The sequence below is a fragment of the uncultured Parabacteroides sp. genome, from assembly GCF_947855115.1.
Taxonomy (GTDB): domain Bacteria; phylum Bacteroidota; class Bacteroidia; order Bacteroidales; family Tannerellaceae; genus Parabacteroides.
On record NZ_CANTZW010000023.1, the window covers coordinates 1 to 22,994 of the forward strand.

General features: G+C 43.6%; 23 protein-coding genes and 1 pseudogene. 12 read left to right on the forward strand and 12 right to left on the reverse strand.

Annotated features, from left to right (window positions below):
• Positions 1-8: 8 nt before the first annotated feature.
• The 3 genes from Q0110_RS13340 to Q0110_RS13350 all read left to right on the forward strand — a co-directional run bounded on the left by Q0110_RS13340 (position 9) and on the right by Q0110_RS13350 (position 3,872).
• Entirely contained in the window at positions 9-1,322 is a 1,314-nt protein-coding gene (locus tag Q0110_RS13340; protein ID WP_297907374.1) for an aspartate kinase, read from the forward strand.
• A gap of 114 nt (positions 1,323-1,436) precedes the next feature.
• Positions 1,437-2,594 carry a diaminopimelate decarboxylase gene (gene lysA, locus Q0110_RS13345; RefSeq protein ID WP_297907204.1) on the forward strand — a complete coding sequence of 386 codons (1,158 nt, stop codon included), beginning with the start codon at positions 1,437-1,439 and terminating at the stop codon, positions 2,592-2,594.
• Positions 2,595-2,708: 114 nt separating this feature from the next.
• Positions 2,709-3,872, forward strand: a complete 1,164-nt coding sequence (locus Q0110_RS13350; RefSeq protein WP_297907207.1) for a glycosyltransferase — start codon at positions 2,709-2,711, stop codon at positions 3,870-3,872.
• Here Q0110_RS13350 and Q0110_RS13355 read toward each other — a convergent pair.
• The 9 genes from Q0110_RS13355 to Q0110_RS13395 form a co-directional block, all read right to left on the reverse strand.
• Positions 3,869-4,399, reverse strand: a complete 531-nt coding sequence (locus Q0110_RS13355; RefSeq protein WP_297907210.1) for a very short patch repair endonuclease — start codon at positions 4,397-4,399, stop codon at positions 3,869-3,871. The genes Q0110_RS13350 and Q0110_RS13355 overlap by 4 nt on opposite strands.
• 42 nt (positions 4,400-4,441) lie before the next feature.
• On the reverse strand, positions 4,442-5,686 hold the full coding sequence (locus Q0110_RS13360; RefSeq protein ID WP_297907213.1) for an ABC transporter permease: 1,245 nt from the start codon (positions 5,684-5,686) through the stop codon (positions 4,442-4,444).
• Positions 5,687-5,727: 41 nt separating this feature from the next.
• The gene (locus Q0110_RS13365; RefSeq protein WP_297907216.1) at positions 5,728-6,927 is read right to left on the reverse strand and encodes a pyridoxal phosphate-dependent aminotransferase; all 1,200 of its coding nucleotides are present in this window, start codon (positions 6,925-6,927) and stop codon (positions 5,728-5,730) included.
• Between the two features lie 159 nt (positions 6,928-7,086).
• A complete protein-coding gene (locus Q0110_RS13370) occupies positions 7,087-7,986 on the reverse strand; it encodes a YitT family protein (RefSeq protein ID WP_297907219.1) in 900 nt (299 codons plus the stop codon).
• Positions 7,987-8,128: 142 nt separating this feature from the next.
• Positions 8,129-8,521, reverse strand: a complete 393-nt coding sequence (locus Q0110_RS13375) for a hypothetical protein (RefSeq protein WP_297907222.1) — start codon at positions 8,519-8,521, stop codon at positions 8,129-8,131.
• A gap of 74 nt (positions 8,522-8,595) precedes the next feature.
• Complete coding sequence (locus Q0110_RS13380; RefSeq protein ID WP_297907225.1) at positions 8,596-8,979, reverse strand: hypothetical protein; 384 nt, start codon at positions 8,977-8,979, stop codon at positions 8,596-8,598.
• Positions 8,980-9,258: 279 nt separating this feature from the next.
• Complete coding sequence (locus Q0110_RS13385) at positions 9,259-9,603, reverse strand: hypothetical protein (RefSeq protein WP_297907228.1); 345 nt, start codon at positions 9,601-9,603, stop codon at positions 9,259-9,261.
• A 143-nt stretch (positions 9,604-9,746) separates the two neighbouring features.
• The gene (locus Q0110_RS13390) at positions 9,747-10,922 is read right to left on the reverse strand and encodes an MFS transporter (RefSeq protein ID WP_297907231.1); all 1,176 of its coding nucleotides are present in this window, start codon (positions 10,920-10,922) and stop codon (positions 9,747-9,749) included.
• Between the two features lie 16 nt (positions 10,923-10,938).
• Positions 10,939-12,822, reverse strand: coding sequence for an ABC-F family ATP-binding cassette domain-containing protein (locus Q0110_RS13395; RefSeq protein WP_297907237.1), 1,884 nt, complete (start codon positions 12,820-12,822; stop codon positions 10,939-10,941).
• Positions 12,823-12,974: 152 nt separating this feature from the next.
• Here Q0110_RS13395 and Q0110_RS13400 point away from each other — a divergent pair, with 152 nt between their 5' ends.
• The 8 genes and pseudogenes from Q0110_RS13400 (at position 12,975) to Q0110_RS13435 (ending at position 17,597) form a co-directional block, all read left to right on the forward strand.
• Positions 12,975-13,571 carry a GNAT family N-acetyltransferase gene (locus tag Q0110_RS13400; protein ID WP_297907240.1) on the forward strand — a complete coding sequence of 199 codons (597 nt, stop codon included), beginning with the start codon at positions 12,975-12,977 and terminating at the stop codon, positions 13,569-13,571.
• Between the two features lie 29 nt (positions 13,572-13,600).
• The gene (gene ung, locus Q0110_RS13405) at positions 13,601-14,263 is read left to right on the forward strand and encodes a uracil-DNA glycosylase (protein ID WP_297907243.1); all 663 of its coding nucleotides are present in this window, start codon (positions 13,601-13,603) and stop codon (positions 14,261-14,263) included.
• A gap of 27 nt (positions 14,264-14,290) precedes the next feature.
• Positions 14,291-15,004, forward strand: a complete 714-nt coding sequence (locus Q0110_RS13410; RefSeq protein WP_297907246.1) for a DUF169 domain-containing protein — start codon at positions 14,291-14,293, stop codon at positions 15,002-15,004.
• On the forward strand, positions 14,994-15,305 hold the full coding sequence (locus Q0110_RS13415; RefSeq protein WP_297907249.1) for an MGMT family protein: 312 nt from the start codon (positions 14,994-14,996) through the stop codon (positions 15,303-15,305). The genes Q0110_RS13410 and Q0110_RS13415 overlap by 11 nt, the downstream gene beginning before the upstream one ends.
• Before the next feature lie 88 nt (positions 15,306-15,393).
• Positions 15,394-15,804, forward strand: a complete 411-nt coding sequence (locus Q0110_RS13420; RefSeq protein ID WP_297907252.1) for a secondary thiamine-phosphate synthase enzyme YjbQ — start codon at positions 15,394-15,396, stop codon at positions 15,802-15,804.
• A 10-nt stretch (positions 15,805-15,814) separates the two neighbouring features.
• Positions 15,815-16,624, forward strand: coding sequence for a helix-turn-helix domain-containing protein (locus Q0110_RS13425; RefSeq protein WP_297907255.1), 810 nt, complete (start codon positions 15,815-15,817; stop codon positions 16,622-16,624).
• A 106-nt stretch (positions 16,625-16,730) separates the two neighbouring features.
• Positions 16,731-17,165 (forward strand): annotated as a pseudogene (locus Q0110_RS13430) (GyrI-like domain-containing protein); the annotation flags it as partial.
• Between the two features lie 15 nt (positions 17,166-17,180).
• Positions 17,181-17,597, forward strand: coding sequence for a pyridoxamine 5'-phosphate oxidase family protein (locus Q0110_RS13435; RefSeq protein WP_297907377.1), 417 nt, complete (start codon positions 17,181-17,183; stop codon positions 17,595-17,597).
• Between the two features lie 116 nt (positions 17,598-17,713).
• On the opposite strand, the gene Q0110_RS13440 is transcribed toward Q0110_RS13435, so the two are convergent.
• Positions 17,714-18,571: an AraC family transcriptional regulator gene (locus Q0110_RS13440; RefSeq protein WP_297907258.1), complete on the reverse strand. Its 858-nt coding sequence runs from the start codon at positions 18,569-18,571 to the stop codon at positions 17,714-17,716.
• A gap of 147 nt (positions 18,572-18,718) precedes the next feature.
• Here Q0110_RS13440 and Q0110_RS13445 point away from each other — a divergent pair, with 147 nt between their 5' ends.
• The gene (locus Q0110_RS13445; RefSeq protein ID WP_297907261.1) at positions 18,719-19,369 is read left to right on the forward strand and encodes a pentapeptide repeat-containing protein; all 651 of its coding nucleotides are present in this window, start codon (positions 18,719-18,721) and stop codon (positions 19,367-19,369) included.
• Here Q0110_RS13445 and Q0110_RS13450 read toward each other — a convergent pair.
• Together Q0110_RS13450 and Q0110_RS13455 are read right to left on the reverse strand one after the other, a co-directional pair.
• Entirely contained in the window at positions 19,366-19,626 is a 261-nt protein-coding gene (locus Q0110_RS13450; protein WP_297907265.1) for a GNAT family N-acetyltransferase, read from the reverse strand. The two genes, Q0110_RS13445 and Q0110_RS13450, sit on opposite strands and share 4 nt — an antisense overlap.
• Before the next feature lie 3 nt (positions 19,627-19,629).
• Complete coding sequence (locus Q0110_RS13455; protein ID WP_297907268.1) at positions 19,630-22,869, reverse strand: hypothetical protein; 3,240 nt, start codon at positions 22,867-22,869, stop codon at positions 19,630-19,632.
• Positions 22,870-22,994: the final 125 nt, after the last annotated feature.

A 22,994-nucleotide genomic window follows, 5' to 3' on the forward strand; every position in this document is an offset into this window, starting at 1 on the left:
AAAAGAAAATGAAAGTTTTAAAGTTTGGCGGTACTTCTGTGGGATCTGCACAGAGAATGAAAGATGTAGCGAAACTGATCACGGGAGACCGTAAGATCGTTGTATTGTCAGCCATGTCGGGTACAACCAACTCGTTGGTCGAGATTTCCGACTACCTGTACAAAAAGAACCCGGACGGAGCGAATGAGATCATCAACAAACTTGCCATGAAATACATGGGCCATGTTGAGGAACTATACAGCACCGAGGAATATAAGCAGAAGGCCAAAGAACTGATAAAATCTCATTTCGATTATATCCGCACGTTCACGAAAGACTTGTTTACCTTGTTCGAGGAAAAGGTTGTCTTGGCACAAGGAGAGTTGATCTCTACGGGTATGATGAATCTTTATTTGAACGAATGCGGCGTGAAATCCGTATTGATCCCAGCTCTGGATTATATGCGCACGGATAAGAACGCGGAACCGGATCCTGTCTATATCAAAGAGAAATTAGTTAAAATACTTGCGGATAATAAAGACGCTGACCTATACATCACGCAAGGTTATATCTGCCGCAATGCTTATGGCGAGATCGATAACCTGCAACGGGGTGGTAGCGATTATAGCGCATCCTTGATCGGCGCAGCGGTCAATGCGGAAGAGATCCAGATCTGGACGGATATAGACGGTATGCATAATAACGACCCCCGTGTCGTACAGGGCACATCTCCTGTTCGCCAATTACATTTCGAGGAAGCTGCGGAATTAGCTTATTTCGGAGCCAAGATACTTCACCCGACTTGTATATTGCCTGCGAAACTGAACAACATCCCGGTTCGCTTGTTAAACACGATGCAGCCGGATGCCCCAGGCACATTAATCTCCAACGTAATTGAGAAAGGTAAGATCAAGGCGGTTGCCGCTAAAGACAATATTACCTCTATCAAGATCAAGAGCGGACGTATGCTGTTGGCTACAGGTTTCTTACGCAAGGTATTCGAGATCTTCGAGAACTATCAGACCCCGATCGATATGGTTACGACCTCCGAGGTAGGTGTCTCCGTTACGATCGATAACCGCAAGCATCTGGAAGAGATCGTTGACGATTTGAAGAAATACGGAACCGTAAGCGTAGATGAGGATATGGTTATCGTTTGTGTGGTTGGCGACCTTGAATGGGACAACATCGGCTTCGAGGCTCGTATCGTACAAGCCATGAAGGATGTACCAGTCCGCATGATCTCCTACGGAGGTAGCAACTACAACGTTTCCTTGCTGGTCAAGGCCTCGGACAAGCAAAGAGCGCTGCAAGCTTTAAGTGACCACCTCTTTAATAACTGAAAATTGAGAATTGAGAATTGAAAATGTATGGATACTCCTAATTTTCAATTCTCAATTCTCAATTATGCACAGCTCCTCTTTATTAGTTTCAATTCTCAATTTCAATTTTCAATTATGTTAAAGGGAATATTTCCTATAGAAAAGTTTAAGCAGTTTTCTACGCCTTTTTATTATTATGATGTCAAGCTATTGCAAGACACATTAGACGTAGTAAAAACCGAATCCGGAAAATATGGTTACCACGTGCATTATGCCGTGAAAGCGAATGCCAATCCCCGTATCCTTTCCATCATAGCGGCAAATGGCCTTGGTGCCGACTGCGTAAGCGGTGGTGAGGTACAGGCAGCTTTAAATGCCGGCTTCCCCGCCGACAAGATTGTCTTCGCCGGTGTAGGTAAAGCGGATTGGGAGATCAACCTCGGACTGGATAATGATATTTTCTGTTTTAACGTAGAATCTGCCGTTGAGCTGGAAATCATCAATGAACTGGCGGCCGCCAAGAATAAAGTGGCTTCTATCGCCCTTCGTATCAATCCGGAAGTGGATGCCCATACGCATGCCAAGATCACGACGGGTATGAAGGAGAATAAATTCGGTATCAACCTTAGCCAATTAGGAGGTGTGCTGGATAAATTAAAAGAGATGAAGAACGTGAAGTTGATCGGTATCCATAGCCATATCGGTTCGCAGATCACGGATATGTCTAGCTTCCGTAATTTGGTAATCCGTTTCAACGAGATACAAGAGGAATTGGAAGCTCACGGAGTTACGGTAGAGAACCTGAACTTCGGAGGAGGGTTAGGTATTGATTACTATCACCCGAATCATTTATCGATTCCGGCTTTCGACAACTATTTCGCAGCCATTCATAAACTACTCCAAATACGTCCGGGCCAACAAGTGCATTTTGAACCTGGACGTTCGATCGTCGCTCAATGCGGTACTTTGATCTCTAAGGTATTATATGTGAAGGAAGGCGAGACGAAAAAGTTCGCGATCCTTGACGCCGGTTTCACGGAATTGATCCGTCCGGCGATGTACGACGCTTATCACCGTATCGAGAATATCAGCAGCGATGAACCTATAGAGGCTTACGATGTGGTAGGTCCGATCTGTGAATCATCGGACGTATTCGGTAAGGATGTAGAGCTGAACAAAGCTCATCGCGGAGATCTCATCGCTCTTCGTTCTGCCGGTGCTTATGGTGAGGTCATGGCCTCCCAATACAACTGCCGCCAGTTACCGAAAGCTTATTATTCCGATACGATATAATAGAGGTAATAGCGCTCCGCTACTATATCAATATACCCATGCGAATACATTCCAGGTATCGCATAGGTATATTGTCGTTTTAGAGCATTGATATTTAACACATTGGTACATATTATGTTTCTACTCAATAATACAGAACTTTTCCTATCGGTGATTTCCTTGATAGGGTTCGTTATCTTGTCTCTTTATTATCTGATCGCTTATGCCCGTCCTTTACGTGCTTCCAAACAAATAGATCGTACATTCGAGGAGAGTAATAAAATCCCTGTTTCTATAATCATCTATGCCAAAAATAGCGCAGAGAACCTTAAGAAACATCTTCCCGCATTACTCACACAAGATTATCCGGAATATCAGGTAATTGTTATCAACGATGGCTCGAGCGACGATACCGACGATACGTTAAAAAGCTTCCAAAATGAGTATAAACATTTGTATCATACCTATATTCCTTCGAATGTCCGGTATCTGAGCCGCCGTAAACTAGCGTTTACCTTAGGAGCCAAAGCTGCTAGATACGACATTCTTCTATTCACCGAGGCAAATTGCCAACCTCTCAACGATCAATGGCTATCTGCCATGGTTGGCCGCTACACACCCGAAACCAGTATCGTCTTGGGTTACTGCAAATATGGTAATTATAAGGGACTTTTCCATAAGCTAATCGCTTACGATAACTTATTGACGGGTTTACGTTATTTATCCTCTGCCCTCTCCCATCATCCATATACCGGAAACGGACGGAATTTATCTTACCGCAAAGAGTTATTCTTTAAGCATAAGGGATTCTATCAATCCTTGAATTTGCATGCCGGAGACGATGACCTATTCATCAACGAAGCCTCAACCAAAGAGAATACGAGAGTAACCTATACTCCGGACAGCTTGACGGAAATGGATCGAATCGAACGTTTCGGAGTCTGGAAAGAGATGAAAATTTCCCGAGCTTCCACTCAACGGTATTACAAAGGAAACGCTCTAACGTTCTACCATCTAGAATCTGCCTGTTTCTTTCTTTTCCAAGCATCGGTTATCGCTGCGGTCGTAATCGGTCTATCAGGCAACTGGTTAGTTTCCCTATTTGCCGTATTACTATATCTGATACGTTTTATAATCAAAGCGATCGTTTTCGGCAAATCTGCCCGAATGCTTCAACAAAGCCCTGCAATCGGTTGGCTATTCCTATTGGAGTTTATTCAACCGATGTTCAATGGATATGTTCGTATTTACCGACTTTTCAGAAACAGTAAAGACTATACATTCCGGTTGGAGAATTAGTGGCGAACGCTTTCATAGGAAGTCTCTTTCTCTGCCACCATAGGTAATTCTTCTCCTTCCACAAGAGGATAGGCTGGGGTAAACTTCGCTTGGTAAGTAGATTCTACATACGTCTTTTCCAATAAACGGACGACATTCTCTAAAGTGGCTTGCCGCTCTTTGGGCTTAAGTTGACATTCCCAGATCACCATCGTATTCCAACCCATCGCCCGTAATTCCTCACGTACACGGGTATCCCGGGCTTTATTCCGGTTCAGTTTCTCGGTCCACCACTCTACCCGGGTACGTGGAGGGCGAAATTCTGGGCAACCTTCGTGCCCATGCCAGAAACAGCCATTCACAAAGATAGCTGTCTTATATTTACGCAATACGATATCGGGGGTACCAGGGAGGCGTTTTACATTCACACGGAAACGAAAACCACAATGGAACAAGTATTTACGCACTATAATCTCGGGCTTTGTATTCTTGCCCTTAATCATAGACATGATATAGCTACGCTTTTCTTTTGAGATAATATCAGTCATATCAATCCGGCAAAACTAGAATATAGGCCAAAGATACGGCTTTTATTCAAAACGGATACTTTTGGCCGGATCAATCTTCGTAATCAAATAAGAAGGCCCTAACATCATCAACATAGAGGCTGCTAATGTCCCTATATTCAAAAGGATCAGCGAAAATAGGCTCAGATCGACAGGCACGGCATCCAAATAATAAACGGAAGGATCTAATTTGATAATATGGAAATGAGATTGAAGCAAACAAAGAGAGATACCGATCACATTCCCCCACAGCATCCCTTTGCCTATCAAGAAGAAAGAGACATACAAGAATATCTTGCGGATACTATTATTATTTTGCCCCAAGGCTTTCAAGATTCCGATCATATTGGTACGTTCCAAGATAATGATCAACAATCCTGAGATCATGGTAAAGCCGGCGACGGAAAGCATCAGTACCAAGATAACCACCACATTGATATCCAACACATCCAGCCAGTTAAAAATCATCGGGTTCAATTCCTTGATCGAACGGGCATAAAACGTATTGCCATTCCGGTCTTGCCGTTCTGCCAGATCAAAATAGACATCCTCGGTAATTTGATCCAAACGATCATAATCATCTACCTGCAATTCCAACCCACTCACCTGATCCTTATCCCAACCATTCAGGCGACGCATCTGCTTGATATCAGCTATTACGAACAGCTTGTCATAATCCAGAAAGCCTGTCTCATAGATCCCCGTGATCGTGAATTTACGGGCACGCACATCCTCTTGTACGAAATACGTCAGGAAAGCGTCTCCAACCTTTAGCCCCAACAAGTCGGATAGGTATTTGGAAATAATAACATTCGTAGAGTTCTTATCCGGCTGTACCGTAAAGATCTCGCCCTCTTTCATGTTATCTTTAAAAAACGTCCAGTCATAATCCGTATCCACTCCCTTCACGACAATACCTTGAAAATCCTGATCGGTCTTCAAGATACCCAGTTTTGTCGCAAATTTCCCCACATGGCGAATCCCCGGAAACGTATTGAGCGCATTCAATAAAGTATCGCTAACCGCTATCGGTTGCGACTCATAAGAAGAGTTATTATCAAAATTCGTGATCTGGATATGCGAGCCGAAACCGATCACCTTGTTACGGACTTCTTTCTTAAAACCAACCACGATCGCCACCGAGAGGATCATCACCGCCAATCCCAACGCTATCCCGATCATGGCAATACGAACAGCCGGAGGAGTAACCTCGCGATCCCCCTCCTTGCTGAAATGTATTTTTTTTGCTATAAATAATTCTAAGTTCATGTATAGTCGACAGTTGATAGTTGACAATTGTCAACTGTCAGCTAAATTGTTCTTCCCGGATAAGCCTCCAGCGCCTTCGCCAATACCGTTAACGCCTTCGCCAAATCTTCCTTTTTCAAGACATAAGCCATACGCACCTCATTCTTGCCTAATCCGGGTGTCGTATAGAAACCGGAGGCCGGTGCCATCATGACAGTCTGACCTTCGTAATCAAACTCATCCAAGCACCAAGCGCAGAACTTATCGGCATCATCCACCGGAAGTTTGGCCACTGTATAGAAAGCGCCCATCGGTATCGGAGAGTAACATCCCGGAATACGGTTCAAGCCATCAATCAAGAACTTGCGCCGCTCTACGTATTCATTATATACATCCAGCATATAATCATCCGGAGTATCCAAGGAAGCCTCGGCAATAATCTGTCCGATCAATGGCGGGCTCAAACGAGCCTGGCACCATTTCATAACATTCTCTTTCACCATTTGGTTCTTAGTGATCAACGCACCGATACGGATACCGCACTCGCTATAACGTTTGGAAACAGAATCCACCAGCACGACATTATTCTCGATTCCTTTCAAATGAAAAGCGGAGATGTAAGGGGCACCCGTATAGCAGAACTCACGATATACCTCGTCCGAGAACAGGAAAAGGTCATATTTCTTCACGATATCCCGGATCTGGTCCATCTCTTTTTGGGTATAGAGATAACCGGTCGGGTTATTGGGATTACAAATCAAGATCGCTTTCGTACGGGGGGTAATCAATTCCTCAAACTTCTCTACGGAAGGAAGGGCAAAACCTTCATCTATGGTCGAAGGAATCGTCTTGATCACGGCACCACTTGAAATAGCGAAAGCCATATAGTTGGCATAAGCAGGCTCCGGCACGATAATCTCATCCCCAGGGTCCAAACAAGCCATAAACGAGAAGAATACGGCTTCCGAACCTCCGGTAGTGATAATGATATCGTCTACGTCTACATTAATATTGAACTTTGCGTAATATTTAACCAGTTTCTCGCGGAAACTACGGATACCTTCACTGGGCGAATACTCCAACACTTTGCGATCTATATGGCGCATCGCCTCCATCGCGACTTCAGGAGTAGGTAAATCGGGCTGACCGATGTTCAGATGATACACCTTTATACCTTTCGCTTTTGCCTTATTAGCCAGCGGTACCAGTTTTCGAATGGGAGAAGCCGGCATATCGACCCCTCGTTGTGAAATGTTGGGCATTACTATCTAATGTTTATTTATTAGCGACAAAGATAGGAAATAATTAAGAATTGAAAATTGAAAATTGAAAATTAAAATGCAAACAAGGCTTACAAAAAGAAACCTCTTGCCTCAATCCCCCTCCTAATTTTCAATTTTCAACTCACAATTTTCAATTCCCTAAATGCCCGGTCTGGGAGAATCCTTGCTTGCGTGCATTGTAGAGACAAAAGCATGGGGATCAATATCTTTCACCTCATCTTTCAAGCGAGGCATATCCTTACGTTCGGCAATCGTGAAAATAATCTCGGTCTCGTGCCCCTCATACATACCTTTACCATGGATAAAAGTTCCTCGCATCCCCATTTTATCAACGATCAAATCACGCATTTCCTTTGTTTTACGGGAAACGATAAAGACGGCGCGATTCGGATTTTCTGTCTGAAACATCTCCACGATCTTACCATAGACAAAGATCGTAAACCAAGAATACAAGGGCACCGCCCAATCCTTAAACACGATCAGTCCTAGTAAAACGACAGCGGAGTCTAGCAGGATAATCATATTGCTGACTTTCAAATTCGAGTCGTTGGCTATCACACGTGCCAACACGTCCGTCCCCGCACTCGTACTTTGCGCACGGAAAATACAAGTCACTCCCAGTCCCAATACAGCCCCTCCATAAAAAGCAGCGATAAAGGCATCATTCTCCACCAAAGGATCGGTAAGGAAATAAGACAACGAGTCGGTAAATATAGAGATCAGCAGAAAAGTGACGATCGTCTTCGGTCCGGAAGACAACCCAATCTTTTTCATCGCCAAAATCATCAACGGGATATTAAAGCAAAGCGCCGTCGCACCCATCGGTAAGCCATCCGGGAAAAACGGGAACAAATTTTTTGTCACATAATGGATCACGATAGAGATACCGTACACACCTCCCGGTACGATTTTGTAAGGCGCAAGGAAAAGCACGTAACTAAGCGCCTGTAAGAATGAACCTACAACGATCAAGGAGTAGTCTACTAGATTTTTCTTCAAAGTAGCATTAGAAGGAACTGAAAATTTTTGTGTTGTCATGACTCGAATTAAGCGTTATTTATAAAACGCAGCAAACTTACATAATCTTCTTCGAATTATACGCAAGCCTCAAAAAAAAGTATCCCCGCCATTTCCTGTTAAAAGGTAAATAGCGGGGAATACACATTTTATACCGTACAAATTACTTATTTGCGTTATCAGCCAAATACACATCCGGGAATGTATTAACCCCCATCGTACGGTTATTATTATTCGTGATGTTCAATAAAGTAACATACTTACGATATTGATCCGGAGTCAAAGCCTTCTTCATCAATTTCAAATTACCATAAACCGCCTGATACATCTTTTTATCCTGCAATTTGGCACTAGCTTTCACGCTAGCATTCTGCATCTCGATGAAATATTCATTGATATTAGCGACCTCATCCAACTGGCTCGGAGTCAATTGCAGATAATTCGCTAACTTTTCTGTACTTACCACAAACGGTTCTCTACTCAAACTTGGTTTCTGAGCGAAGCTCATTGTCGCACACATCAATAAGGCTGCGACTGCCATTCCAAAACGTTTCATAATACCTAAAAACCTTAAATTGTTAAACCTAAACAAAAACCTTAAAAACACATAGCCCAATCACACAGGCTTAATTATTTCTCAGCCAAATAGCTGTCTAAAAGCGGATTAGAAATCTTATCTTCCTGATTAGCGCGAGTCACATTAATCAACGCTACATATTTACGATATTGCTCCTTAGTCAACGCACGTTTCATCAGTTTCAAATTACATAACAATGCGTTGCGAGTTTCTTCCGGTCTTGCGTTATTGCAAAGCACTTCCGCAGACAGAGGTTGACCTAATTGATTCTCAAAGTAAGCATTGATCTCTGATACCTCAGCGATCTGGCTTTCGTCAAGCTGCAAATATCTGCTCAACTTATCGAAACTCATACCCTTTGAATCACTAACCTTTTGAGCGAAGCTCATTGTCGCTACCATCATTAAAGCGACTACCATCATACCTAAACGTCTCATAATACCTAAAATTTAAACCTAAACTAAGACCTTAACTAATAAATGCGGCGTTTCCGCATCTTCTTTCTCTTTTTGTTACTGCAAATATAACAGCATGTTTTATAACATTGTTCTTCAATATGGTTAATTTTCGCAAACAATTGACGTTATTGATATATATCAAGGCATATGGCAATCATTTTGTAATACATATTACATAAATACTATCTATTTAATAATATACAACATTTATAATGTAAACAAAAAACCAAGTATATTCTTACAGATACCCCATCTATTCTATAATCTCCATCGGTGATTATAGGTTACATTGATCAAAGCCACGTATTTCCGGTATTGATCGGCACTCAACGCCTTTTTCATCAACTTCAAGTTGCCAAATACGGCTTGCCGCATCCGTTTATCCCTCATTTTATCACTTCCCCTCAAACTCTCGCTCTGCTTTTCCATAAAATAGTCGTTGATCATCGCTACCTCATCAATCTGGCTGGGACGTAATTCCAGATAGCTTACCAATTGAGGCACATTGACTACAAACGGTTCTTTACCTAAGCTCGATTCCTGCGCGAAACTCATTGTCACACTTACCAACAGGGCTGATATAGCCATCACTAAACGTTTCATACTACCTATTCCTTTCATTTGTTAAACCTTAAAACCTATTTCTCTGTGATCTTTGATACAAATATAGGGTAAGGCTTCCCGCCTGAAAAGGAAGAATCGACGAAGTGCCCCACGGGTTTAGACGAAATCGGGAATCGAGCAGATCAAGGAATCAGCTTATTCCTCTCGTACGAAGCTTTTACCAAACGGATATAAACAAATAAGGAAAGAAGGCAACATACCGCCCCTACTCCGTAGGCGGTAGCCAAATTAGCATGAGTAGCGATAAAACCTGCGAATAACATTCCGACCCCCATCCCGAAATCAAAAGAGGTCAAGTAAGTAGAAGTGGCCGTACCACGCATATGATGCGGAGCGACATTCACAAAAAGACATTGAAAAGCCGGCACACTCACGCCAAAACCGATACCGATCGCCAAGGCACAGGCAAAAAAGACAAACGATGTATGTACGGTAGCGAACACGGAAAACGAGATCGCTAAAGAAATCAAAGATACGATGGACACGACATGGATCTTACCATGATCCACCAACCGTCCGGAAATCAAACGGGCCGTCCCTACACCGATCGCCATAAATATAAAGAAATAGCCGGGGTTAGGCACCTCAATCTCTTTACCATATAATACCACGAACGAGAGCAACATCCCATAAGGTATAGCGACCAGCAAATAGGCCAAGGCCGCCGGAAGCGCTTTCACCAAGATAAAACGATCCAACGAGAATGCCGGACGAGGCACTTTCTCCCGCTTCGGGTAACGAATCAGCCCGACAGAACCAATCCCTATCAAGGCGATCACCAAAGCAACCCCTATGATCCAGAAGAACCCATGCCGGTCGTACAGCCCGACCGCTACCAAAGGAGCCAAAGACATAGCGAGATTGATCGTCAATCCGTAGAAACCCATACCTTCCCCCCTTCGCTTGGAAGGAATCACGTCTATCGTAATCGTATTACCGGAGACAGAGGTCAGCCCCATAAACCCTCCTTGAATGAAACGAACCGCCATGATCGTATAAACCGTCATGGCCAACCAATAACCGGCAAACAAACAGGCGAATATCGTGAAAGCGAATACATATAACGGTTTGCGGGAAAAACAATCCACCAGATATCCCGAGAACGGGCGTACGCACAGCAAACCGATTGTATAGCTAGACAAGACCATCCCCACCTCGGACGTGCTGATGCTCAACTCTTCCACCAAATAGACCGGCATAGTAGGCATCAACATATAAAAGGCGAAATTCATCAAGAAGTAAGAGATACAACATTGGACGAAATTCCGGTTCCAAAGTACAGGCTTAGTCTCGCTCATTCCTCTATTTTATTACTTATGCCAGCTCGCTCAATTCCAGCCAGCGCATCGTTTTCTCATCGATCTCCTCCATGACTTGGGTGATCCGTTGAGATTTAGCCATAAGTTCGTCCGGAGATAAGGTACCACTACTCATCAAGGTTTCCAACTCCGCTTTCTCTGCCTCCAAAGCCGGGATTTCTTCCTCTAAAGCCTCAAACTCTTTCCGCTCCTTGAAAGTGAGTTTTTTCTTTTGCTCACCCGCAGGACGGGACGGTTTCTCCGGAGCTGGGTTTTGTTTCGCTTGCAGAGCGGCCTCCGCCTCTTTTTCCAGTTGATCTTGTACCTCTTTCCAGTCCCGGTACTGCGTATAGTTACCGGGAAAATCCTTGATATCGGCGTTACCCCGGAAAACCAGCAAATGATCTACCACCTTATCCATAAAGTAACGGTCGTGAGAAACGACGATGGCGCATCCCTTAAAATTACGAAGATATTCTTCCAATACGTTCAAGGTTACGATATCCAGATCATTGGTCGGCTCATCAAGCACCAGGAAGTTCGGGCTACGCATCAATACCGTACACAAATACAACCGCCGTTTCTCGCCACCGCTCAATTTATAAACGTAATTATGCTGTTTCTCAGGCGAGAACAGGAAATAGTTCAGGAATTGAGAGACTCCCATTTTCTGTCCGTTACCCAAATCCACGTATTCGGCGATCGCCTGCACCACGTCGATCACTTTCATTTGCTCATCGAACCTCAAGCCATCTTGACTGTAATAACCGAAGCGAACGGTCTCGCCCACATCGAAATGACCGCTATCGGGAGCTACCTCCCCCATCAGCATCTTGATAAAGGTAGATTTACCCGTACCGTTGTTCCCAACAATACCCATCTTTTCATAACGGGCGAAAATATAGTTGAAATCCTCCGTAATCTTCAAATCACCGAAACGTTTGCTCACATTCACCGCCTCAAAAATCTTAGAGCCGATATAAGAAGCCTTCACGTCCAGGTTCACCTTTCCAGTATCCCGTTGCTGCTTCGCTTTCTTTTCCAGCTCATAAAAGGCGTCGATACGGTACTTCGCTTTCGTACCTCGTGCCTGTGGCTGGCGGCGCATCCAATCCAGTTCCGTACGGAGAAGATTCTTCGCACGTTCCACGTCAGCGTTCATCGCCTCGACACGCTCTTGGCGTTTCTCCAGATAATAGCTATAATTACCTTTATACGAATAGATTTGCTTATTATCGATCTCGATGATCTCGCTACATACACGATCCAAGAAGTAACGATCGTGCGTCACCATCAAGATACTGATATTGGCACGGCTCAGATAATCTTCCAGCCATTCGGTCATCTCAAGATCCAGATGGTTGGTCGGCTCGTCCAAGATGATCAATTCCGGATCCGTGATCAAGACATTCGCCAAGGCAACCCGTTTCAACTGGCCACCGGATAATTCTCCGATCTTCTGATCGAAATTACGGATCTTCAACTGCCCGAGGATTTGTTTTGCTTTCTGCTCATAATCCCACGCCTTGAAGCTATCCATACGGGTAAGGATGTCCTCCAGATTCGAGTGATCCTCTTTCGCCATCGCCTCCTCGTACTCGGCGATCAACCGGACGGTCTCGTTCTTCGAGTAGAAACAAGCCTGTAGCACGGTCAGTTCTTCCGGGTAGGAAGGTGATTGCTCCAAATACCCGACCCGCAAGTCTTTCCGGAAAACCACCTCACCCGAGTCGTAATCCTCCTTACCACCGATAATATTCAATAAGGTAGTCTTACCCGTACCGTTTTTAGCGATCAATCCGATCTTCTGTCCTTGCGCGACTCCAAACGTTATATCCTCGAAAAGAACCAAATCACCGAAGCTCTTGGTCAGCTTATCTATCTGAAGGTAACTTATCATGTTTTCTAATTTAATTTCAAATCGGAAGGCAAACTTAGGCAAATTCTCTGGAATAACCTTGAAAAAACGCAGATTAGCGCAGTTATGATTGAGAATTAATAGACATATTTTCATTATGTTTGTAACCGTATTACTAATATCTAAGAGCGAATATGAACCACTTGGAAACAGAACGACTGATTTTAAGAGATTTCACTAAAGAAGATGCAACCGCTTTATTCGCTATACTAAGTGATAAGGAAGTGAATAAGTTTTTGCCCATGTTCCCGTTGCAAAACATAAAAGAAGCAGAAGACTATCTTACGTACATAGAAAGCTGGATTCAACAAAAAGGAATTTATCACGCAATCTGCTTGAAAGAGGATAATATTCCCATCGGTTGTATCCATGTATGCGGAGACGACAGCCACGATTTAGGTTATAGCATCAAGAAAGAGTTTTGGCATAAAGGTATTTGTACCGAGGCTTGCCTAGCGGTAGTGGACATGTTGAAGCAAATGGATATCCCTTATATCACAGCCACGCACGATGTAAACAATCCCAGAAGTGGAAAAGTGATGCAAGCTATAGGTATGAAATATAAATACTCTTATGAGGAATTGTGGCAACCGAAAAACTTTCTGGTTACATTCCGAATGTACCAACTGAATTTCGACGGGCAACAGGACTGGGTATATACGAAATACTGGAACAAATATCCTGTTCATTTTATAGAAGAAGAAAATCTCCTTCGACCGAAAATTGATTAAAAATCGCTTGTTAAAAGTAAGAAGAAATTATGAATGTCAAAATAGATGAAAGTTGGAGAAAACGTCTGCAAGAGGAATTCGACAAGCCTTATTTCGAGAAGTTGGTTACATTTGTCAAAAACGAATATAAGCAAGCTCATATACTTCCTCCCGGGCCTCAGATATTCCATATATTTAACGCATGCCCGTTTGAGAAAGTAAAAGTCGTTATCTTAGGGCAAGACCCTTATCCTAATCCGGGACAATACTATGGGGTCTGCTTCTCGGTTCCCGAAGGTGTGGCGATTCCCGGTTCCTTAATGAATATCTTCAAAGAGATTCATGACGATCTCGGGAAACCAATTCCTTCCTCCGGAAATTTGGATCGCTGGGTAAACCAAGGTGTATTTCCGATGAACTCCGTCCTCACGGTCCGTGCCCACCAAACAGGTTCACACCGGAACATGGGATGGGAAACGTTCACGGATGCCGTTATCAAGAAACTAAGTGATGAACGGGAAAATCTGGTATTCATGCTATGGGGAAGTTACGCTAAAGCCAAGATTTCCCTTATCGATACCAGCCGGCATCTGACGCTAACAACCGTACACCCATCTCCCCGTTCCGCCGAATATGGTTTCTTCGGTTGTAAACATTTCAGCAAGGCGAATGATTTCCTGTGCGGCAAAGGCATCCCGGAAATTGACTGGTAGGCATAAATCAATATTAATCAATCGTATATGGATATTCAAACTTTCATCAATAATTATTATGAGGCATTTTCTCAAAAAGCGGAATTACCGATAGCTTTCTGGTATTCCGATTCTTTATCAGGAGAATTAAAACAGACACAGGGTTGTCTATTCAAAGCCCTTCCCGCTATCAGGCGAGGCGAGATTATCAGTATGAACAAAGATTGCGTCGGTTGTGGAGGTGGAAAGTTTTATACCGGATTTACCCCTATGCCGGAGCATGTCCCTAATTTTGTCTCTTTGAAAGAGAGGTATAAGCAAACTCCGGAAATGGTGATCGAGAGTATAAAAAACATAAACGTGCAAAGAGCCTCTCAGCCATATCTCCATTTCGCCAGAATCGATCGATTAACCTCGCTTGAGGAAGTAGAAGGGCTTCTGTTCCTTGCGACTCCGGATATTTTATCGGGATTGATTACTTGGACTTTTTTCGATAATAATAACCCGGATGCCGTCTCCACGCTATTTGGTTCCGGTTGCAGTTCTACCATCACGCTTACCGTCAATGAGAACAGACATGGAGGTCACCGTACATTTCTCGGTTTCTTCGATCCTTCAGTACGTCCATATGTAGAAAGCAACTTATTAAGTTTCACGATACCGATGTCACGTTTCAAGACGATGTATCAGACAATGCGCAACTCTTGCCTATACGATACACATGCATGGGCGAAGATAAAGACCAGAATTTATGAAGGCTGATTTTTATACAGAAGTTTACAACATAGTCAAAGAGATTCCTGAAGGACATGTGGTCACGTACGGGCAGTTAGCCAAGCTCGCACGAAGGCCGCAATGTTCCCGCATGGTGGGGCAGGCCATGTTTAACGTTCCCAAGGAATTAAACCTTCCTTGTCATCGGGTCGTAAACAGTCAAGGTCGCCTAGCTCCCAATTGGGCAGAACAACGGAGATTGTTGGAACAGGAAGGAGTTACTTTCAAAAAGAATGGTTGTGTAGATTTGAAGAAACATATTTGGGAGGATATATTGCCTATTATATAAGTCTATGTATGATAGCCCCCTTTCTATAAAAAACAGTATCTTCGTTACTTAAATAATATAAACTTATTATCACAAAACCAGAAAAGATATGGTAACTCAAGCGGAATTTACCCTTCGTTCCCATAGCCGGGGATTTCATTTAATCACGGAGGAGGTAGCACGGCATCTTCCCTCCCTACCCGAGACTGGGCTGTTACATTTGTTTATAAAGCATACTTCCGCAGCCCTCTCCATTAACGAAAACGCAGACCCGGATGTGCAAATCGATCTGGAAGCGATCTTCAACCGATTGGTAAAAGAACGTGAAAGCTATTACAATCATACTTGCGAAGGCGATGATGATATGCCGGCACACGCAAAAAGCACGATTATAGGTACAAGCCTCACGATCCCCATTACCAATCACCATTTAAATCTAGGTATTTGGCAAGGCATCTACCTATGCGAGTTCCGAAACCGAGGAGGTGGACGAAGGATCGTGGCGACTATTATAAACTAAAACCAAATTTATGTACCAAGAATTCACCCCAACCATAAACTTAGCCCCTTTTATCGATAAGTTTTGGGTGTTTAAAGGTTATGCGGAAATCGGGACACGCTTTAAGATTTTAGCGGATGGCTGCACGGATTTCATCTTTTCCATCGGGAATATGACAATTCCCGCGGATGAGCATCAAATGATCATGCAGCCTTATCGCTCTTTTTTTGTCGGTCCTATGCGGGTCTATTCGAATCTAACGACAACAACTAACACACTTCATATGCTTGGGGTCCGTTTTCGCCCTTGCGGGCTAGCCGCTTTTACCAATGAGCCTCTAGGACAATTCGCCGACCTCCGAATCCAGTCTTCCGATATTAATCTTTTATTTGATAATATTTTCTCTGAAATGCTTTGCGAACAACCGGACGATTCTTATCGCATCCAAATCATTGAAGCCTACCTAACACACCGTTTAAACCGTCAAATCTTAGTCGACAAACAAATCATATACGCAACATCGCTGATCAAGCAATCACATGGCCATCTCCCCATCCAAAAGTTGATCGATAAAGTATGCCTCTGCCAACGCCAATTCGAACGTAAATTCAAGGATTCCACAGGATATACCCCCAAAGAATTCAGCCGGATCATAAAATTCCAACATGCGATAGGAATCCTCCGGAACACCACCTACCCAGATCTGGAAACCCTCGCTCTAGATTGCGGCTATTATGACCACTCCCATTTTATTAAGGAATTCAAGCGTTTGGCGGGAAACGTACCTTCCTATTTCTTAAGCCTACCTAAACCATCGGATGAACCGCTTACTTATATTTAATAGTATGGCTAAGAAAAGACACACCACAGAAAGTCGTTTTTTTACAACGGGAATAATATTAGATTCCATAGGTTTGCATGATTAAACTTTTACAAATAAAAATCTTATGAACTACACCTTTGAATTAAAAGAATTACAGGCTGAACACATCGTATATCTTCACCACCAAGGTGATATGAATCAAATACCGGATACGATCGGCAAGCTTATGCAATGGGCCGACCTTAAAGGATTGATGGCTAATGCGGAAAATAAGCTCGTTTCTATCTATCAGCAGGGAGAAAAAGGGATGAGTACGGATATCGGCATAATCGTATCTGCTGAAGTTGAAGGAGATGGCCAGGTATCAAAAGGGTCGTTACCGGAAGGGCTTTATGCCATCGGGCATTTCGAGATCGGCCTTGGAGAAATACCTAGCGCATGGAGTTTGATGTACACACTTACCTCGAAACATCAATGCAAGCCTCGCCAAGGGAAGTCTTTCGAGATTTATCAAAGTGATCCCAATCAACATCCACAGGGAATATGCCTACTTGATTTATGCATACCCGTACAAATGATCGATTTGGATTCGATTGAAAAGAAAGCTACTCATTTATTGGCTGAATGTGATACCATTATGCTAGCGTCTGTTACAGAAACCGGATATCCACGTCCCGTACCCATCGGAAAGATCAAAGCGGAAGGGATTTCTTCTATTTGGATCTCGACAGGTACGTTCTCTGATAAGACGATACAATTCCAAGCCAATCCAAAGGCCGGAGTTTGCTTTATGAAGGATGGAGACAGCGTCATATTAACCGGAAAGGTCGAGATCGTATCGGATATGGAAATCAAGGAAGCCTTATGGTCTGAGTGGATGTTCGCCCATTTCCCCGGAGGAGTCACAGATCCGAACTATTGCATATTGAAATTCACTTCCGAAGAAGCGACTTATTGGATCGATAACGAATTTGTAAAAGCAAGTATATAGGCTATCACATCAGACAATCGCGTCTAAAATATTAAAAATCTTGATTGCCGCTAATTAGAGAAGACGGCAATCAAGATTAATTCATTTATTCACTTCAGAAACCTCTCTAGCTCTTATTATTCTACCGCCACATAAATCTGGGTCAATAAATCCTCCGGCTTCGTATTACGAGGATCATTCAAGTAGATCTCGCCGCTAGGCACTTCCCGTAAGGAAAGACCCATCTCGGGAAGATATTTGCCGTAAAGTGTATCATACACAGCTCCTAATTGCTGATAAGTTCCCTTATAAAGAACAACCATAAAACGGCCTTCCAGTACTTTTTTCGTGCCAATCTCCCCTTTAGGACAAACTGAAGGAGCGACTTCCATACAAATATCGGTACGCAGCTTATCCGGCGAGGTTACTTTCGGGTCATCATGGTATAAGCAGATCGGTGAAAAACTCAATGGCTGGATGTTTTGCTCCTTGGCAAATTGGAGCAAGCGCATCCAAGTTCCCGGATAATCAATTTCTTTATACCCTCCGTTTAAACGGATGTAGGCAACTTGTTTACCGGGTAAATCTTTCACCTCGACGTTCAATTCCATATCGGGCATTATTCTATTAGGTTCCATAATTACATAATCTTTATTGTTTCTATACTCATTTGGAGAAATCCCATAAAACTGGCGAAAAACTTTAGACAAAGAAGAGGGTACGTCATACCCTACCTTATAAGCGATCTCCTTGACAGGTATTTCGGTGTAACGCAAAAGCCGAGCGGCCGTCTCGACCCGCATCCTAACGATAAACGTACCAACCGGTTCCCCTAAGAATTCCGCAAAGATCCGATGAAAATGCCAACGAGAGAATCCGGATATCTCTGCCAGCTTATTTAAATCGGTATCCTCACCTAAGTGATTATTTATGTACTCCACCAGCACATTGATACGTTGTTGATACTCTGTCTTTGTCGTTGTCTTTATTCGCATGATTCTTAGGATTTCAAGGCAAAAGTAGAAGAATTATCCCGAACACACTTTTCCGATATTGCTAAAATGAAGTATAGGGTAAAGATATCGTTTATTTAGCCCAAATCCGTTATCTTTACCATCCAAATTTAAATAGGAAACAATAAGATGTTGAAAATAACAGCGCCTAGATTGGTAAAAAACTTACGGGAGGATGTGGATTGGGTGGATTGTATATCCAACCAAGAGGATGATTTCGCGGAATGTTCTTTCAATGGATTATGCGTCAAGGATATATCCAAGCAAAACCTATCCGTTAGTTCCTGTTTGTTCGCTCATTGCAGTTTTATCGCTTGCAATTATCGTAAATCCCAGTTTAGCGATGTGGTATTTAAAAACTGTGACCTGTCAAATATAAATTTATCCGGATGTGGCTTTTACCGGGTAGAGTTCATTGGGTGTAAACTTACCGGAACGAATTTCTCCGAATCGATCTTCAATCATACGACCTTACGAGATTGCAAAGGAGATTATGTAATCTTCTCCATGAGTAAACTCCGGAACGTATTTTTTGACCAATGCTTTTTACGAGGAGGCGGATTGGACAATTGCCAATTCACGAACGTAGAATTCGAGCATTGTAATTTAGTAGAGGTGGAGTTTCACCGGACCTCTTTGAAAGGGATCGATCTTACTTCCTCCGAGATCGCCGGTATACGTATCGGATCGATCCCCGGAGGAGAGTTGAGAGGCGCTACCGTAACGTCCTTACAAGCGCTGGACATCGCCAGAATGCTAGGTATTACGATCAAGGATTAAAACCCCGGATGGCGTTTTAACCACACAACCGCATAGGAACAGGTGGCCAAAGGGCGTAATCCCTGTTCCTTCGCGTATTTATAAGCTGTCTCAACAAGAGCCGCCGCAATCCCACGTCCTTCCAAGGGTTTCGGGACAATGGTATGGATAATATCCAAGGCATCTCCTCTTAAACGATATTCCACACAGGCTGTCAAGCCGTCTTCTACTACCTCGAAACGATGTTTCTCCGGATAGTGATTTACTGTATATTCCATTATTTATTCTTTTAAAGGTTCTATTTCCTTATCATTTGTATCGACCTCTTCCCGCTTATCCTTCTTTTTATCAAGACCGAAAAAGCGCTTTACCTTCGTGAAGAAACCTGCCGCTTTCAAGGCCGCATCTTGTTCCTTTTTCGAGACTCCGACCGACTCTACCAAGGCCGGCCTTAACATCTGCCATAGATAGTTAAACGTGGAATGATAGGGATCTCGCTCGATTTCCATATCTACCTTACGCAACTTACTATCTTTTCGCTCCGGATGAGCCGGATTATTATCCCGTAGGACTAAGTTCGCCAATCTCGACAAGAAACCTTTTTGTGTGGTCTCTCCGTCTTTCTCTTTCAATAAAGCGACTTTCAATTTCCGGTACGGGAAGTCTAAACGTATTCGTCCTTTCCGGCTTGAGGCATCCATATGAAAGACCACATCCTGCGCCCAACCGCTCGTCACTTCCGCCGGTGCCAGAGGTTTTACGATCTCATTCAAGGAAAGCAGGTCCAGGCTATCCAGACGGGCATCCAATAGAAAGCGGTCGTATAATGAATCTACCGGGAGTTGCCATGTAGCCGTAAAATGCCCCGATCCCATCAGGTTCCCGTCCGCATGCAATGTGACGAATTGCTCCGGGTAGGAGACGATATTGGTCAAACCTGAAAACCGGCCGTTCATATCGGTAAAATAAAGCTTACCGGGCTTATCACCTTTAACGGGTAATTCCTCGTAAACCACGGAGAAATTGGTAACGGAAGCGGTATCTATCTTGAAACGGACCGGGGCCTTTTGCAGACCTTCATAAATCATCGGGACGATATGAGGCTTCACTGGGATCTTCCGGTTCTTTAAGTTTTGTAGTAAGACATCGTTTATCCAGAGTCCCCCCACATGTAATTCCTTGGTTGAGAAATATCCGGGAATATCCACCTCGGTTAATCTCACGTTCCCAACCTTCACGTCAAACCAATCTTGATGCTTAGGCTGTTTATAAGCGAATTCCATTTTGGAATAAGGCGAGACCAAATGTACGTGATCCAACCTCAAACCCGACTTTCTCAAATCCAGATCCCCGATCTTCAACCGGTAAAAGCCATTATCCAAGGGTATATCGATGTCCTTCGTCTGTAGCTGAAGATCGCCCAATTGAAAGGTCTTCTTCTTCAAATCCACGAGCACATCCTCTAGAGCCAATTGGATATCCTTTTGGCTCTCAGTCCGCAATGCCGTCGTATCCGATCCCCAAGACATAGAAAAATCACCATCGGATAAATCAAACCGATCGAACCCGATCTGGTAGATACTATTTTGGGGAATCCGGATACCCGCTAAAGAAATCAAGGGGGTTGAAAAACGTATCGAGTCTTTTTTAGCGGCCAAGGTCACATCCTGTAGACGGAGAGAGCCGTTTACGGTGGATAGCGAACCTCTCCTTATAGCCACACGTAGATCCTTTCCCGGTAAGAAGTTATCGAAATCCCTAAAGCTAAGACCAAAATGATCATACTTGAAAAACAATTGCCCACTCCGGTTCGTTTGCTCATCCACCAAGAAATTCGTGGCAAAGAAATTGAGGCCGTTGAGCCGGTACCGGGTCATATCATTTATCTCACGATCCTCCAATGTCACATTCGCATTCTGAATCTGGATTTTACGGATGGAAAGATACCGAAGGAAAGGATTTAACAAACTTTCCACATTCACACGGCTATTTACAGATGCGCTTTTTCCTTTATCCGGAGATTCAACAGAGGGTGTTTTATAATAAACCAAGCGAGGTGACCGAACCATCAGTAAATCCGCGCTAATACCTTTATCGTACGCCAACCCGTCTATCCGGATCGTATCGATACTTCCCGACACATAATCATCGCGAGAACGAACGGACAACGGACGCAACCGCATACTGTCCATATGAAACGAGCCGGAAGCCGTATTCATCGCCAACCGCTTGATATCGAACCGATGATTACGAGCTCTCATAATCCCCTGTATATCATTCGCCTCAAACGCAATGGAACGAAAATAATTCAGTTCCTCGCCCGGAGCTACCAGGGAGTCGATCAGAAGACCTTCCGCATGGAAATTGAACTCGGGGATCGAGAATTCCTCTATCTGTCCTTTCAAGGCCAAGGAGTAGTGAAGGGCGGTCCGCTCTATCCGTATCTGATCCACGGATATACTGTGCAGTATCGGAGAGATCACATCATACAACGATAAGGCTTGCACCAAAGAACCCGTGTCGGCATTCGCCTGCTCCTTCTCCCGAGTCAAGTCATACACCTTAATATCCGAAGATTGTATCTCGAAATTACGGGCAGACAAATAATTCAAGGCTTCTTCCCGTCTAAAGTGAATCCCCTGTATCTCTACGGTTTGCACCTTCCCTTCTAGATAATTCGTAGGTTTCCGATTGGTCTCCCCCCACAATAATTCTTGCGGAAGCAATTGGATTTTTTGGAGATAGATAATGGAATCTTGGGTACTGAGGCATATACTATCCGTCTCCAACCTGAAATCATTATTTACCAACAAGGTCTGTGGTTGGTTCGTGACAAAATCGAAGTTATCGCAATACAACAGTTTCCCGCTCCGTGAGGACGTAGAATCCAACATAAAACCATACGCATGGAAACTTACGTTACTCAACGTATAGATAATCGGCGAGACTTGGTTTTCCACATTATAAGAGATACTGGCATTTTCCAAGTTCAAGGTCTTTACGCTCAGGGCATCTATGTATGGAGAGATCACCTCGTACAATGTCTTCGATTCGGCACGTTCTACCGTATCTGCCGCCAGTTCGGAAGTTAACGGATTTGATCCGGAAGAGCCGTATATACGAACCTCCGGCGAGCGGATCTCAAAGGTATCGAAATGGAGTTGCCGGTAATTCCAACGCCATACCAAATTGATTCCCTTAAAGTCGATCACCTCAATCCGGGTACTTACGTAGGTATCGGGCAAGCTATCCAAGGTGGCCCAATGCTCGAAGACCTTAGAGTCCGGTTCCAAAGAAATCCCCTCTAGCCTTAGCTCTCCCCTGAAAAAACTAATAGAAAGCTTATCGAAAGAAAGGCGATAAAAGCCATCCGTAGCCTTCGCCGTGCGCTCTATCAACTCTCTTTTCAGGTACCGCTCCAAACGACTTGTCAGGAAAAGATTCAAAGCAAGAAACAATACGAGCAACGATAAAACAGCGATCACCGTATGTTTCAATATCTTCCTTGTCCTATAACTCATCCTTTCCTCTACTTTTGCGATATAAACTTCTCTTTATAAAAAACAAAATAGATCCGTTTATGTTGCCTCCGATCCAATAAAAAAGCCCCGGAGTCTATTAACCCCGAGGCTTGCGATCTATCGAT